The sequence below is a fragment of the Citrobacter sp. EC_71 genome, assembly GCF_019584005.1.
Classification (GTDB): Bacteria; Pseudomonadota; Gammaproteobacteria; order Enterobacterales; family Enterobacteriaceae; genus Citrobacter; species Citrobacter werkmanii.
Genome location: NZ_VDAY01000002.1, coordinates 19,765 through 33,309 on the forward strand (window position 1 = coordinate 19,765; position 13,545 = coordinate 33,309).

Annotated in this window: 13 protein-coding genes; 9 read left to right on the top strand and 4 right to left on the bottom strand. The window is 53.3% G+C overall.

Annotated elements, in window-relative coordinates; genetic code table 11:
• The first annotated feature begins 124 nt into the window (after window positions 1–124).
• Together gcvP and FHD02_RS01965 are read left to right on the top strand one after the other, a co-directional pair.
• The gene (gene gcvP, locus FHD02_RS01960) at window positions 125–2,998 is read left to right on the top strand and encodes an aminomethyl-transferring glycine dehydrogenase (RefSeq protein ID WP_220393508.1); all 2,874 of its coding nucleotides are present in this window, start codon (window positions 125–127) and stop codon (window positions 2,996–2,998) included.
• A 78-nt stretch (window positions 2,999–3,076) separates the two neighbouring features.
• A complete protein-coding gene (locus tag FHD02_RS01965; protein ID WP_137370429.1) occupies window positions 3,077–3,820 on the top strand; it encodes an SDR family oxidoreductase in 744 nt (247 codons plus the stop codon).
• Between the two features lie 94 nt (window positions 3,821–3,914).
• On the opposite strand, the gene bglA is transcribed toward FHD02_RS01965, so the two are convergent.
• Together bglA and FHD02_RS01975 are read right to left on the bottom strand one after the other, a co-directional pair.
• Window positions 3,915–5,348 (bottom strand): 6-phospho-beta-glucosidase BglA, encoded by a 1,434-nt coding sequence (gene bglA, locus FHD02_RS01970; protein WP_038633498.1) that lies wholly within the window; start codon window positions 5,346–5,348, stop codon window positions 3,915–3,917.
• Window positions 5,349–5,468: 120 nt separating this feature from the next.
• The gene (locus FHD02_RS01975) at window positions 5,469–6,197 is read right to left on the bottom strand and encodes a MurR/RpiR family transcriptional regulator (RefSeq protein WP_042310878.1); all 729 of its coding nucleotides are present in this window, start codon (window positions 6,195–6,197) and stop codon (window positions 5,469–5,471) included.
• A 52-nt stretch (window positions 6,198–6,249) separates the two neighbouring features.
• On the opposite strand from FHD02_RS01975, the gene yqfB reads away from it, so the two are divergent.
• A complete protein-coding gene (gene yqfB, locus FHD02_RS01980) occupies window positions 6,250–6,561 on the top strand; it encodes a N(4)-acetylcytidine aminohydrolase (RefSeq protein ID WP_042310876.1) in 312 nt (103 codons plus the stop codon).
• 163 nt (window positions 6,562–6,724) lie between these two features.
• A complete protein-coding gene (locus FHD02_RS01985; protein ID WP_038633489.1) occupies window positions 6,725–7,384 on the top strand; it encodes a hemolysin III family protein in 660 nt (219 codons plus the stop codon).
• Between the two features lie 91 nt (window positions 7,385–7,475).
• Here the strand turns inward: FHD02_RS01985 and ygfZ are convergent, their stop codons facing one another.
• A complete protein-coding gene (gene ygfZ, locus FHD02_RS01990; RefSeq protein WP_220393509.1) occupies window positions 7,476–8,456 on the bottom strand; it encodes a tRNA-modifying protein YgfZ in 981 nt (326 codons plus the stop codon).
• 256 nt (window positions 8,457–8,712) lie between these two features.
• Here ygfZ and sdhE point away from each other — a divergent pair, with 256 nt between their 5' ends.
• Both sdhE and FHD02_RS02000 read left to right on the top strand, forming a co-directional pair.
• Window positions 8,713–8,979 carry an FAD assembly factor SdhE gene (gene sdhE / locus FHD02_RS01995; protein ID WP_016154349.1) on the top strand — a complete coding sequence of 89 codons (267 nt, stop codon included), beginning with the start codon at window positions 8,713–8,715 and terminating at the stop codon, window positions 8,977–8,979.
• Window positions 8,960–9,367: a protein YgfX gene (locus FHD02_RS02000; protein WP_038633481.1), complete on the top strand. Its 408-nt coding sequence runs from the start codon at window positions 8,960–8,962 to the stop codon at window positions 9,365–9,367. The genes sdhE and FHD02_RS02000 overlap by 20 nt, the downstream gene beginning before the upstream one ends.
• Before the next feature lie 99 nt (window positions 9,368–9,466).
• On the opposite strand, the gene fldB is transcribed toward FHD02_RS02000, so the two are convergent.
• Window positions 9,467–9,988 (bottom strand): flavodoxin FldB, encoded by a 522-nt coding sequence (gene fldB, locus FHD02_RS02005; protein ID WP_038633478.1) that lies wholly within the window; start codon window positions 9,986–9,988, stop codon window positions 9,467–9,469.
• 112 nt (window positions 9,989–10,100) lie between these two features.
• Here fldB and xerD point away from each other — a divergent pair, with 112 nt between their 5' ends.
• From xerD to recJ, 3 genes are read left to right on the top strand one after another with little or no spacing between them, the layout of a single operon-like run.
• Entirely contained in the window at window positions 10,101–10,997 is an 897-nt protein-coding gene (gene xerD, locus FHD02_RS02010) for a site-specific tyrosine recombinase XerD (RefSeq protein ID WP_038633475.1), read from the top strand.
• Window positions 10,998–11,020: 23 nt separating this feature from the next.
• Window positions 11,021–11,734 carry a bifunctional protein-disulfide isomerase/oxidoreductase DsbC gene (gene dsbC, locus FHD02_RS02015; protein ID WP_137370431.1) on the top strand — a complete coding sequence of 238 codons (714 nt, stop codon included), beginning with the start codon at window positions 11,021–11,023 and terminating at the stop codon, window positions 11,732–11,734.
• 5 nt (window positions 11,735–11,739) lie between these two features.
• Window positions 11,740–13,473 (top strand): single-stranded-DNA-specific exonuclease RecJ, encoded by a 1,734-nt coding sequence (recJ, locus tag FHD02_RS02020; protein ID WP_220393510.1) that lies wholly within the window; start codon window positions 11,740–11,742, stop codon window positions 13,471–13,473.
• Window positions 13,474–13,545: the final 72 nt, after the last annotated feature.

Genomic DNA, 13,545 nt, shown 5'->3' on the forward strand with positions numbered 1-13,545 from the left:
TCACTGCAACGCGAATTATTTTGCGTATTCGTTTTCGCACGCGTAGGCCCGGTAAGCGCAGCGCCACCGGGCAATTGAGTTAGAGACAATCACGATTCACTGCACGTTTCAGGAACCATCGCCCATGACACAGACGTTAAGCCAGCTTGAAAACAGCGGCGCTTTCATTGAACGCCACATCGGACCGGACGCCGCGCAGCAGCAAGAGATGCTGAATGCGGTTGGCGCCGAGTCGTTAAACGCGCTGATCGGCCAGATTGTGCCGAAAGACATTCAGCTCGCAACCCCGCCACAGGTCGGCGAGGCGGCGACAGAATACGCTGCGCTGGCCGAATTAAAAGCCATCGCCGGGCGTAACAAGCGCTTCACGTCCTACATCGGCATGGGCTACACCGCCGTGCAGTTGCCACCGGTTATCCTGCGTAACATGCTGGAAAATCCGGGTTGGTACACCGCGTATACGCCGTATCAGCCGGAAGTCTCTCAGGGCCGTCTGGAAGCGCTGCTGAACTTCCAACAGGTCACGCTGGACCTGACGGGGCTGGACATGGCCTCCGCCTCTCTGCTGGATGAAGCCACCGCGGCGGCCGAAGCCATGGCGATGGCCAAACGCGTCAGTAAACTGAAAAACGCCAACCGTTTCTTTGTGGCGGCTGATGTTCATCCGCAAACGCTGGACGTCGTGCGTACTCGCGCCGAAACCTTTGGTTTTGACGTCATTGTGGATGACGCAGCGAAAGCACTGGATCACCAGGATGTGTTCGGCGTGCTGTTGCAGCAGGTTGGTACCACTGGTGAAGTGCACGACTACAGCAAACTAATTGCTGAGCTGAAATCCCGTAAAGTTGTGGTCAGCGTTGCTGCCGACTTTATGGCGCTGGTGCTGCTGACGGCTCCTGGCAAACAGGGTGCGGATATCGTTTTCGGCTCTGCGCAACGCTTCGGTGTTCCAATGGGTTACGGTGGCCCGCACGCGGCATTCTTTGCCGCCAAAGACGAATTCAAACGCTCCATGCCAGGCCGTATTATCGGCGTATCAAAAGATGCGGCGGGCAATACCGCACTGCGCATGGCGATGCAGACTCGCGAGCAGCATATCCGCCGTGAGAAAGCGAACTCCAACATTTGTACCTCACAGGTACTGCTGGCTAACATCGCCAGCCTGTATGCCGTTTATCATGGTCCGGTCGGTCTGAAGCGCATCGCTAATCGTATCCACCGCCTGACCGATATTCTGGCGGCAGGTGTGCAACAGAAAGGCTTAAAGCTGCGTCATGCGCACTACTTCGACACGCTGTGTGTTGAAGTGGCTGATAAAGCTGCGGTACTGGCGCGTGCGGAAGCGGCAGAGATCAACCTGCGCAGCGATATTCATAACGCGGTAGGTATTACCCTCGACGAAACCACCACCCGTGAAAACGTGGTGCAGTTGTTCACTGTTCTGCTGGGCGACAGCCACGGCCTGAACATCGACACGCTGGATAAAGACGTTGCGCTCGACAGCCGTTCCATTCAGAGCTGCATGCTGCGTGACGACGCGATCCTCAGCCACCCGGTGTTTAACCGCTACCACAGCGAAACCGAGATGATGCGCTACATGCACTCGCTGGAGCGTAAAGATCTGGCGCTGAACCAGGCGATGATCCCGCTGGGTTCCTGCACCATGAAGCTGAACGCCGCCGCCGAGATGATTCCTATCACCTGGCCGGAATTCGCTGAACTGCATCCGTTCTGCCCGCCAGAGCAGGCGGAAGGGTATCACCAGATGATCGGTCAGCTTTCCGAGTGGCTGGTAAAACTGACCGGCTATGACGCAGTCTGTATGCAGCCGAACTCCGGCGCACAGGGCGAATACGCTGGCCTGCTGGCGATTCGTCATTATCACGAAAGCCGTAACGAAGGCCATCGCGATATCTGCCTGATCCCGGCGTCCGCCCACGGTACTAACCCGGCTTCCGCACAAATGGCGGGGATGCAGGTGGTGGTAGTCGCCTGTGATAAGAACGGCAACATCGATCTGGACGATCTGCGGGCAAAAGCAGAACAACATGCTGCAAACCTTTCTTGCATCATGGTGACCTATCCGTCCACCCACGGCGTATATGAAGAAACGATCCGCGAAGTGTGTGAAGTTGTGCACCAGTTCGGCGGCCAGGTGTACCTCGACGGCGCGAACATGAACGCCCAGGTTGGAATCACCACGCCGGGCTTTATCGGCGCGGACGTTTCGCACCTCAACCTGCATAAAACCTTCTGCATTCCGCACGGCGGCGGTGGCCCAGGTATGGGACCGATTGGCGTTAAATCGCATCTGGCACCGTTCGTACCGGGCCACAGCGTCGTTCAGATTGAAGGGATGCTGACCCGTCAGGGCGCGGTGTCTGCCGCACCGTTCGGTAGCGCATCCATTCTGCCAATCAGCTGGATGTACATCCGTATGATGGGCGCAGAAGGTCTGAAGCAGGCAAGCCAGGTCGCGATTCTTAACGCTAACTACATTGCCAGCCGTCTGAAAGATGCCTATCCGGTGCTGTATACCGGTCGCGATGGCCGTGTAGCGCATGAATGTATTCTCGACATTCGCCCACTGAAAGAAGAGACCGGCATCAGCGAACTGGATATTGCCAAACGTCTGATCGACTATGGTTTCCATGCGCCAACCATGTCGTTCCCGGTAGCGGGTACGCTGATGGTGGAACCGACCGAATCTGAAAGCAAAGTGGAACTGGATCGCTTTATTAACGCGATGCTGGCAATCCGCGCTGAGATCGAGCGCGTGAAAGCCGGTGAGTGGTCACTGGAAGATAACCCGTTGGTAAACTCGCCGCACACCCAGAACGAGCTGGTGAGCGAGTGGAACCACGGTTATAGCCGCGAAATCGCAGTCTTCCCGGCAGGCGTGGCGAACAAATACTGGCCTACCGTGAAGCGTCTTGATGACGTTTACGGCGACCGTAACCTGTTCTGCTCCTGCGTGTCGATGAGCGAATATCAGTAACTTTTCCGCGTAGTTAAACAATTTCCAGGCCGGGTAAGGCGAAGCCGCCTCCCGGCTTTTTCATATCTGGAGGTCTCTATGGGAATCGCACTTGTTACTGGCGGCAGTCGCGGTATCGGGCGAGCAACCGCGCTGCAACTGGCACTGGAGGGTTACACGGTCGCGGTTAATTTTCATCACAATATTCGTGCGGCTACCGAGGTGGTGAATAACATCGTCGCTTCAGGCGGTAAAGCATTTGCTTTGCGAGCGGATATCAGTGATGAAAGTCAGGTGCTGGCGATGTTTGAATCGATCGACCGTGAAGGGGAATCGCTGACTGCGCTGGTGAATAATGCCGGGATTTTATTTGAACAGACCACAGTGGAAAACTTAACTGCAGAGCGAATTAACCGCGTGCTGGCGACCAATGTTACCGGCTATTTTCTGTGCTGTCGGGAAGCGGTTAAGCGCATGTCGTTTAAGCACGGCGGTCAGGGTGGGGCGATTGTGAATGTCTCTTCGGCGGCATCACGGCTCGGTGCGCCATTCGAATATGTCGATTACGCCGCTTCAAAAGGCGCGGTGGACACGCTCACCACCGGTCTGGCGCTGGAGGTGGCGGCGCAGGGGATCCGCGTAAACTGCGTACGTCCTGGCCTGATCTACACTGAAATGCACGCCAGCGGTGGTGAGCCGGGGCGTGTGGATCGCGTGAAGTCGATGCTGCCGATGCAGCGCGGCGGGCAGCCGGAAGAGGTCGCTCAGGCCATTGTCTGGTTGCTGAGCGAGAAGGCGTCGTATGTGACGGGAAGTTTTATTGAGCTGGCGGGTGGAAAATAGCGCTTTGATTGCCGGATGGCGGCGTAAACGCCTTATCCGGCCTACAGGTTAAGTTCCCGTAGGCCGGATAAGCGCAGCGCCATCCGGCGAAAAATCACAGATTCTCGCCGTTGCTGGCGATCACCGCTTTATACCACTCAAAACTCTTCTTGCGTGAACGCGACATATCGCCAGTGCCGTCATCGTGCTTATTCACGTAGATAAAGCCGTAGCGCTTGCTGTACTGACCGGTGGTGAACGAAACGCAGTCGATGCAGCCCCACGGCGTGTAGCCCATCAGATCTACGCCATCATAGGTGACCGCCTTCATCATCTCTTCGATGTGGGCGCGCAGATAATCGATGCGGTAATCATCATTGATACTGCCATCTGTTTCCACTTTATCGTAGGCGCCAAACCCGTTTTCAACGATAAACAGCGGCTTCTGATAGCGCTCGTACAGCTCACATAAAGCATAGCGCAGGCCAACCGGGTCAATCTGCCAGCCCCAGTCGGAGGCTTTGACGTGCGGGTTCGGTACGCTGCCCTCAAAACCGGAAATAGCATCACCGCTACCACCTTCCGCTTTCACTGCGTTGGTCATGTAGTAGCTGAATCCGAGATAGTCGCAGGTGCCTTCACGCAGGATTTGCTCGTCGCCGTCTTCCATCCTGATGTTAAATTCGCGACGTTCCCACTCGTTCAACACATAGCTTGGGTAGTAGCCGCGCAGCTGGACGTCAGTAAAGACGTAGCGTTCACGCATTGACTCCTGGGCGAACATGACATCTTCGGGCTTACAGGAGAACGGATAGAGCGGCACCATTGCCAGCATGCAGCCCACTTTCATTTCAGGATTGATGCGGCGTGCGGCTTTCACTGCGAGCGCACTGGCCACGAACTGGTGATGCAGCACCTGGTACATGGTCTCTTCCGGGTTTTCATGCTCGGTATACACCACGCCGGAGCAGCAATAGCCAAACAGCGGTGCGCGCCAGTTACGTTGGTTATTGATCTCGTTGAAGGTCATCCAGTATTTGACTTTGTGTTTGTAACGCTCAAAGACGACTTCGGCAAATCGAACAAAGAAATCAACAACTTTGCGATTGGTCCAACTCCCATACTGTTGAACCAAATGTAGCGGCATTTCGAAGTGGGAAAGGGTGATGACCGGTTCGATGTTGTATTTCAGTAATTCATCGAACATGTCGTCATAGAACTTCAGGCCTTCTTCGTTCGGCTGGGTTTCGTCCCCATTGGGGAAGATACGGGTCCATGCGATGGAGGTACGGAAACATTTGAAGCCCATTTCGGCAAACAGCTTAATGTCTTCTTTGTAATGACCGTAAAAATCGACGGCTTCGTGGTTGGGGTAGTATTTACCGGGCACGACTTCCTGAGTGATTTCTCGTGGAACGCCGTGTGCTCCGCCGGTCAGTACGTCGCAAATGCTGGGACCTTTGCCACCTTTGTTCCAGCCACCTTCGACCTGGTGCGCCGCAACCGCGCCGCCCCATAAAAAATCTTTTGCTAAGGTAAGTTTTTTCATCTGCGCTCAGTCTCAAATTAATACAATCTGATTTTGAGTCTAACAAAGGAAACCTAAATGTCACGATATAACAAAATAACGTTAATGTGATTTGTTACATCAAAAAAACAGATTGTTTTTTTACGCTATTCTTTTCGCCAGTTTGCGGCCAAGTGATTCCAGAATATAAATAACGGGGATTTGCGTGGTTATATCGTATACCCCGGCAATGCGCGTTTGTGGAACGTGCCAGGAGAGATTAAAGTCGGCGAGTTTCGCCAGACGCGAGTGTTCATGGCTGGTTACAGAGAGCACTTTACAGTTGTGCAGGCTGAACTGGCTGGCAAAGCGTAGGATCTCTTCAGTTTCACCGGAGACGGAAAGCACGATTGCCAGCGCGTTTCTGGCCATGTCATTGGTTACCGGAAAATAAGGGTCGTCAATATGATTACTGAATTTACCGACGTTGGAGAAAAAACGTGCGCCGTATTTCGCAAGCGCTCCTGACGTTCCTGCGCCAACAAATATAATACGTTCGGAAGATAATATAATATCAACAGCCTGATCGAGCAGTTTATCGAATTCGTCGTTATTGACGCTTTTAAAAAAGCTGATAATTTCGCTGGCGCTGAAATTAGCCTGTTGCGGTTCATTCTGCTCTAAATATAATTTGAAGCGTACGCGAAATTCTGAGTAACCTTCACACTTAAGTTTGCGGCAAAAGCGCAGTACGGTGGTAGTGGAAACACCCACGGCATCGGCCAGTTCGCGAATGGTCATGTACATGACTTTGTCACGATTTTTGATGACATAGTTGTAGACCAGCATCTCAAGATTGTTGAGACTGGCGATGGCAGCGTGGGAGAACATACTCACAATAGCAAAACTCACTCATCAGACTTCATCTACAGGGAATAATAACATGCAGCCAAATGACATCACTTTTTTTCAGCGTTTCCAGGATGACATACTGGCCGGACGCAAAACCATCACCATTCGTGATGAGTCCGAATCACACTTCAAAACCGGTGACATTCTACGGGTTGGGCGCTTTGAAGATGAGGGATACTTCTGCACGATTGAAGTTGTTGGCACGTCAACCGTCACGCTGGATACGCTGACCGAAAAACATGCCCAACAGGAAAACATGTCGCTTGAAGAACTGAAACACGTGATCGCCGAGATTTACCCGGATCAAACGCAGTTTTATGTGATTGATTTTAAATGTATTTGATTTAATGTGTACGCTTGTTAGCTGAAAAGGTAAAATTAATCATATGATTTTTATGAACTATTTATTTTAAGATAAATATTACAGCTAACATGTGTTCACTGGAACCATTCTCAGTTACGCTAGAGGGGCAATAACGAAAGTGTTCGTTTCTCGGGAGTAAGCTATGGTTCAGAAACCATTAATCGCGCAGGGATATTCGCTGGCAGAGGAAATAGCCAACAGCATCAGTCACGGTATCGGGTTGGTGTTTGGGATTGTCGGGCTGGTGTTGTTGCTGGTTCAGGCAGTGGATACCAACGCCAGCGCTATGGCGATTACCAGTTATAGCCTGTACGGCGGCAGCATGATCCTGCTGTTCCTCGCCTCAACTTTGTATCACGCGATCCCCCATCAGAGAGCGAAAGTCTGGCTGAAAAAATTCGACCACTGCGCGATTTATCTGTTGATTGCCGGGACCTATACGCCATTTCTGCTGGTGGGGCTTGATTCGCCGCTGGCACGTGGGCTGATGATTGTTATCTGGAGCCTGGCGCTGCTCGGTATTTTATTCAAACTGACCATTGCGCACCGCTTTAAGGTTCTGTCGCTGGTGACCTACCTGACAATGGGCTGGCTATCGCTGATTGTGGTGTATCAATTGGCAGTTAAACTGGCGGCGGGAGGCGTGACGTTGCTGGCCGTTGGTGGTGTGGTCTATTCGCTGGGCGTTATTTTCTACGTATGTAAGCGCATTCCATATAACCACGCGATCTGGCACGGTTTTGTACTGGGCGGCAGCGTTTGCCACTTCCTGGCGATTTATTTGTATGTTGGACAGGCGTAACCATTGATTGCGGATGGTGGCTAACGCCTTATCTGGCCTACAAAATGTGCTTGTAGGCCGGATAAGCGTAGCGCCATCCGGCGTTAATCTTTTACTCTTCCAGTGAATACGGCAGCGGCACAATATGCAGCGTTTTTGCGTCATCGCGAACACGGAACACGCTGTCGGCTTCCATGTCGTTATTCATCACGACCTGCACCAGTATCTGGCCATCAGCGAGCTGTACTGCGGCAAGTACGGTACCGGTACGACGCCAGTTCTCACCCATTTTCAGTTCCAGGTCTTCGCCTGCTTCCGGCACCCGGCTGGCCGTACCTGCCAGAGTCCACATGGCGCGTTTGTTGGCGCCGCGGAATTTGGCGCGCGCCACCATTTCCTGGCCGGTATAGCAGCCTTTTTTGAAGCTGATCCCGCCCAGAGCCTGCATATTGGTCGCCTGGGGAATAAACTGTCCGCTGTTGGCTGTATCAATGACCGGAATACCCGCTTCGATATCCAGCGCCAGCCACTGTTGACTGTTATTTAACTCCGCTTCGCCGCGCAGTTTCTCAACCAGGCTTTCCGCTGTTGCAACATCAACGATCAGCAGGAAACGCTCGGCAGGGTGTTCGAACCACAGTATTGTGGAAGCACCTTCGGTAATAACCTGTTTATCGCTGTTCGGTAATTCGCTAAAGAGATTAGCCAGCGCCGCTCGCGCCTGGAATCCCGCTACGCCCAACAGAACATGCTCGTCGTCCGGCGCAATCACTACCTTCGAGAAGACCGCATATTTCTTCAGTTCTGTAAGCTGCGCATCGCGCAAGCTGCGGCGTTCAAGCCATGCAAAACCGTCACTGTTACGGAACAGGCGCAGATTGCTCCACATTTTACCTTTGGCATCACAATGGGCTGCCAGCACGTGCTGATACTCGGTCATCTGGCTGACATCAGCCGTGACCTGACCCTGAATATACTTCTCACTGTCGACACCGGTAATGGTGGCGAGCGCCCAGTCATCGAGCGTCATTAGCGTCAGAGGTAAACGCGTTGACGCAAAAGGCTGGCGAGGAGGAAAAGATGTAAAAGCCATAATAATGTCCTGATTTGCTTAACGCCGTGATAATGACTAATGGTAAAAGAGCTATGGCCCATTGCAAGCGGTTTAAACAGGCTATTTGTGCCATATAGTAAGCTTTGCGAGGAGACATCCAAAAATGATGAATCCTTTGACTTAATGCGGTTTTATTTAGCGAACGTGCTTCCATTAGCTGATATTCCCGCAAAAGCGTGTGAAAAACACGTTACAATAGCCGGATACTTCGTTTTCGCGAGACAGGAAGAAGAACATGGATATTAATAACAAAGCACGTATTCATTGGGCATGCCGCCGCGGTATGCGTGAGCTGGACATCTCTATCATGCCGTTTTTCGAACATGAATATGACAGCTTAAGTGACGAAGAAAAGCGTATCTTTATCCGTCTGCTAGAATGTGACGATCCAGATTTATTTAACTGGTTGATGAATCATGGGAAACCAGCTGATGCTCAGTTGGAGCAGATGGTGCGACTTATCCAGACACGGAATCGGGAACGTGGTCCAGTGGCAATCTGATTTACGCGTTTCGTGGCGCGCGCAGTGGCTTTCGTTGCTTGTTCATGGGCTGGTCGCGGTATTTATTTTATTGATGCCCTGGCCTTTGAGCTACACCCCATTATGGATGGTTCTGCTCTCTCTGGTGGTGTTCGATAGCGTACGCAGCCAACGTAGAATTAACGCCTGTCAGGGCGAGATTAGGCTGTTGATGGACGGTCGTCTGCGCTGGCAAGGGCAGGAGTGGACTATCGTGAGCGCGCCCTGGATGGTCAAAACAGGCATGATGCTGCGTTTGCGTTCAGATACCGGGAAACGTCAGCATTTGTGGCTGGCGGCAGACAGTATGGATGAGGCTGAGTGGCGAGACTTACGGCGGTTAATGCTGCAACAGGCGAAGCAGGGGTAATGCCACCGTATGTCTGATGGCGTGCAGCTTTAAGGCTTAGATTTGATGCGTGAGGTAAGCCGGATAAGGCGTTCACTGCGCCATCCGGCAACACGGTTATCAGGACCAGTGTTCGGCCATTTCCCCAAGAATTTGCTCGCACCAGTTCTGGATGCGTTCATCGCTGAGATCGTACTGGTTCGTTTCATCCAGCGCCAAACCAACAAACAGCTGTCCATCGGCAATGACGGGTTTATCGCTGGTAAATTCATAGCCTTCGGTTGGCCAGTAACCGACAAACTTGACGCCTTTGGTGACCAGTTTATCGTGCAGCATACCCAGCGCATCCAGGAACCATTCGCCATATCCTAACTGATCGCCCATCCCGTAAAGCGCGACAATTTTGCCTTCCAGGTTGAGGTCGTCCAGTTGCTCCCAGACCGCTTCCCAATCCTCCTGAATTTCACCGAAATCCCAGGTCGGGATGCCCAAAATGAGCACATCATACTGCTCCATTAAGGTCGGGGAATCATCTTTGAGGTTGTGCAGTGTCACCAGTTCGGGACCCAGGATATCGCGGATTTTTTCTGCTGCCATTTCGGTGTAGCAGGTACTGGAACCGTAAAAAAGACCCATGTTCATGACGTAAACATCTCAATTCTGCTGTAGCGTTGCGGGTAGTGTAACAGAATCGCCGCAATCCCGGCACAATGAGGCATAATGCATCAAAAATGAGAGTGAATAAGGGGCGCGAGTGGAACAGGATCTGGCGCGCATCGAGCAGTTTCTTGATGCCCTGTGGCTGGAACGAAATCTGGCGGAAAACACATTAAGTGCGTATCGTCGCGATCTGACCATGCTGGTCGAATGGCTGCATCATCGCGGCGTTTCACTGGCGACGGCGCAGAGCGATGATCTTCAGGCATTGCTGGCCGAGCGGATGGATGGGGGATATAAAGCCACCAGTTCCGCTCGCTTGCTCAGTGCCACGCGGCGCTTTTTTCAGCATCTGTACCGCGAAAAATTTCGCGAAGACGATCCCAGCGCCTCGCTTGCATCACCGAAGCTTCCGCAGCGTCTGCCCAAGGATCTCAGTGAAGCGCAGGTAGAGCGGTTGTTGCAGGCACCGCTTATTGAGCAACCGCTGGAGCTACGCGACAAAGCCATGCTGGAAGTATTGTATGCAACGGGCCTACGCGTGTCTGAGCTGGTGGGACTGACGATGAGTGACGTCAGCCTGCGTCAGGGCGTGGTACGGGTGATCGGTAAAGGTAATAAAGAGCGCCTGGTGCCGTTGGGTGAAGAGGCGGTGTACTGGCTGGAAACGTATCTGGAACATGGCCGCCCATGGTTGCTCAACGGCGTATCGATTGATGTGCTGTTTCCCAGCCAGCGGGCGCAACAGATGACCCGTCAGACCTTCTGGCATCGTATTAAACACTATGCTGTGTTGGCGGGAATCGACAGCGAAAAACTGTCACCGCACGTCCTGCGGCATGCTTTTGCCACGCATTTGCTCAATCATGGCGCTGACCTGCGCGTGGTGCAGATGCTACTGGGGCATAGCGATCTCTCAACAACACAAATTTATACTCATGTCGCAACGGAGCGCTTGCGTCAACTACATCAACAGCATCACCCGCGAGCGTGAGTGCTGACAGGATAGGATAGGTTATGAAAAAACGTTTTATGATGTTCACTCTGCTGGCAACGGCGTTTTCCGGCATGGTACATGCAGACGATACGGCGATTCGCCAGTCATTGGCAAAGCTGGGCGTCCAGAGCACAGAGATTCAGTCTGCTCCGGTGGCGGGCATGAAAACCGTACTGACCAATAGCGGCGTGCTGTACGTAACTGAAGACGGTAAACATATTATTCAGGGACCGATGTATGACGTGAGCGGCGCAAGCCCAGTGAATGTCACTAACCAGCTGCTGATGAAGCATTTGAACGCGCTGGAAAAAGAGATGATCGTCTACAAAGCGCCGCAGGAAAAACACGTCATTACCGTTTTCACCGATATCACCTGTGGCTACTGCCACAAGCTGCATGAAGAGATGAAAGACTATAATGCGTTGGGGATCACCGTTCGTTATCTGGCCTTCCCCCGTCAGGGGCTGGAAAGCCAGGCTGAGCAGGACATGAAGTCGATCTGGTGCGCGCAGGATAAAAACAAAGCCTTTGATGATGCGATGGCAGGCAAGGACGTGAAACCAGCGACCTGTGATGTGGACATCGCTAACCACTATGCGCTTGGCGTGCAGTTTGGCGTTACCGGCACGCCGGCGATTGTGCTGAGCAATGGCTATGTCGTGCCGGGCTATCAGGGCCCGAAAGAGATGAAAGAATTCCTCGACGCACATGCAAAACAAACCAGCGGTAAATAATTCGCGTGAAACAAAAGATACAACTTCGTCGGCGTGAAGCCGACGAGACAACCGAGCTGCCTGCCGACCTGCCGCCATTGCTGCGTCGTTTATACGCCAGCCGCGGCGTGAGAACGGCTAACGATCTGGAGCGAAGCCTGAAAGGGATGCTGCACTGGCAGACGCTGACGGGTGTGGAAAAAGCGGTTGAGATGCTGCATGACGCGTTTGAGAAAAACCTGCGCATTATGGTGGTCGGCGATTTTGATGCAGATGGCGCGACCAGCACCGCATTAAGCGTTCTTTCGCTGCGGGCGATGGGCTGTGATACCGTGGAATACCTGGTTCCCAACCGTTTTGAGGACGGCTACGGCTTAAGTCCTGAAGTGGTCGATCAGGCCCATGCACGCGGCGCACAAATGATCATGACGGTGGATAATGGGATTTCCTCCCACTCCGGGGTCGATCATGCGCATGCGCTGGGTATCCGCGTTCTGGTTACCGATCACCATCTGCCGGGAGAAATACTGCCCAATGCCGACGCCATTGTGAACCCAAACCTTGCGGACTGTCCTTTCCCGTCAAAATCGCTGGCGGGAGTGGGGGTGGCGTTCTACCTGATGCTGGTGCTGTGTAATCATCTAAAGAGTAAGGGCTGGTTTGACGCGCGTGGTATCGCGGTACCGAAGATTGTGGAATATCTCGATCTGGTCGCGCTGGGGACAGTGGCGGACGTTGTTCCGCTGGATGCTAACAACCGTATCCTGACCTGGCAGGGCTTGTCCCGTATTCGTGCGGGCGTCTGCCGTCCGGGTATCAAGGCGCTTCTGGAAATCGCCAATCGCGAACCGGCTAAGCTGGTGGCGAGCGATTTGGGTTTTGCGCTGGGACCACGGCTGAATGCCGCTGGCCGTCTGGATGATATGTCCGTCGGCGTGGCGCTGTTGCTGTGCGACAACATTGGCGAGGCACGCGTGCTGGCCAATGAACTGGACGCGCTCAATCAGACACGCAAAGAAATTGAGCAGGGCATGCAGGCGGAAGCACTGACCCTGTGTGAAAAGCTGGAGCGCAGCAGCGAGACACTACCGGGCGGCCTTGCGATGTACCATCCTGAGTGGCATCAGGGGGTAGTCGGCATTCTGGCATCGCGCATTAAAGAGCGTTTTCATCGTCCGGTGATTGCGTTTGCTCCTGCCGGCGACGGTACGCTCAAAGGCTCCGGGCGTTCGATTCAGGGGCTGCATATGCGTGATGCGCTGGAGCGCCTGGACACCCTTCATCCTGGCATGATCCTCAAGTTTGGCGGTCACGCCATGGCGGCGGGCTTGTCGCTGGAAGAGGCGCAGTTTGAGCGTTTCCAGCAGCGTTTCGGCGAACTGGTAACCGAGTGGCTGGATCCCGCCTTGCTGCAGGGCGAAGTGGTGTCAGATGGCCCGCTAAGCGCCGCGGAGATGACCATGGAGGTCGCGCAAATGCTGCGTGATGCCGGGCCGTGGGGGCAAATGTTCCCGGAACCGCTGTTTGATGGACATTTCCGTCTCCTTCAGCAGCGTTTGGTGGGGGAGCGTCATCTGAAGGTGATGGTGGAGCCAGTTGGCGGCGGACCTCTGCTGGACGGAATTGTGTTCAACGTTGATACCAGTTGCTGGCCGGACAACGGCGTGCGCGATGTTCAGTTGGCCTACAAACTGGATATTAATGAGTTTCGCGGCAACCGCAGTTTGCAGCTAATAATCGATAATATCTGGCCACTTTAGCGTCACTAATCGCTATAAAAAAGGGCGTGGATTAGTTACAATCCCGCTCTTATAACCGCATTTTGACTAGTC

What these genes read in the sequence shown, in the direction of transcription:
- yqfB (WP_042310876.1), top strand. Translation starts at nt 6,250, where the DNA reads ATGCAGCCAAATGACATCACTTTTTTTCAGCGTTTCCAGGATGACATA.
- FHD02_RS01965 (WP_137370429.1), top strand. Translation starts at nt 3,077, where the DNA reads ATGGGAATCGCACTTGTTACTGGCGGCAGTCGCGGTATCGGGCGAGCA.
- dsbC (WP_137370431.1), top strand. Translation starts at nt 11,021, where the DNA reads ATGAAAAAACGTTTTATGATGTTCACTCTGCTGGCAACGGCGTTTTCC.
- gcvP (WP_220393508.1), top strand. Translation starts at nt 125, where the DNA reads ATGACACAGACGTTAAGCCAGCTTGAAAACAGCGGCGCTTTCATTGAA.
- bglA (WP_038633498.1), bottom strand. Translation starts at nt 5,348, where the DNA reads ATGAAAAAACTTACCTTAGCAAAAGATTTTTTATGGGGCGGCGCGGTT.
- FHD02_RS01975 (WP_042310878.1), bottom strand. Translation starts at nt 6,197, where the DNA reads ATGTTCTCCCACGCTGCCATCGCCAGTCTCAACAATCTTGAGATGCTG.
- fldB (WP_038633478.1), bottom strand. Translation starts at nt 9,988, where the DNA reads ATGAACATGGGTCTTTTTTACGGTTCCAGTACCTGCTACACCGAAATG.
- ygfZ (WP_220393509.1), bottom strand. Translation starts at nt 8,456, where the DNA reads ATGGCTTTTACATCTTTTCCTCCTCGCCAGCCTTTTGCGTCAACGCGT.
- sdhE (WP_016154349.1), top strand. Translation starts at nt 8,713, where the DNA reads ATGGATATTAATAACAAAGCACGTATTCATTGGGCATGCCGCCGCGGT.
- FHD02_RS01985 (WP_038633489.1), top strand. Translation starts at nt 6,725, where the DNA reads ATGGTTCAGAAACCATTAATCGCGCAGGGATATTCGCTGGCAGAGGAA.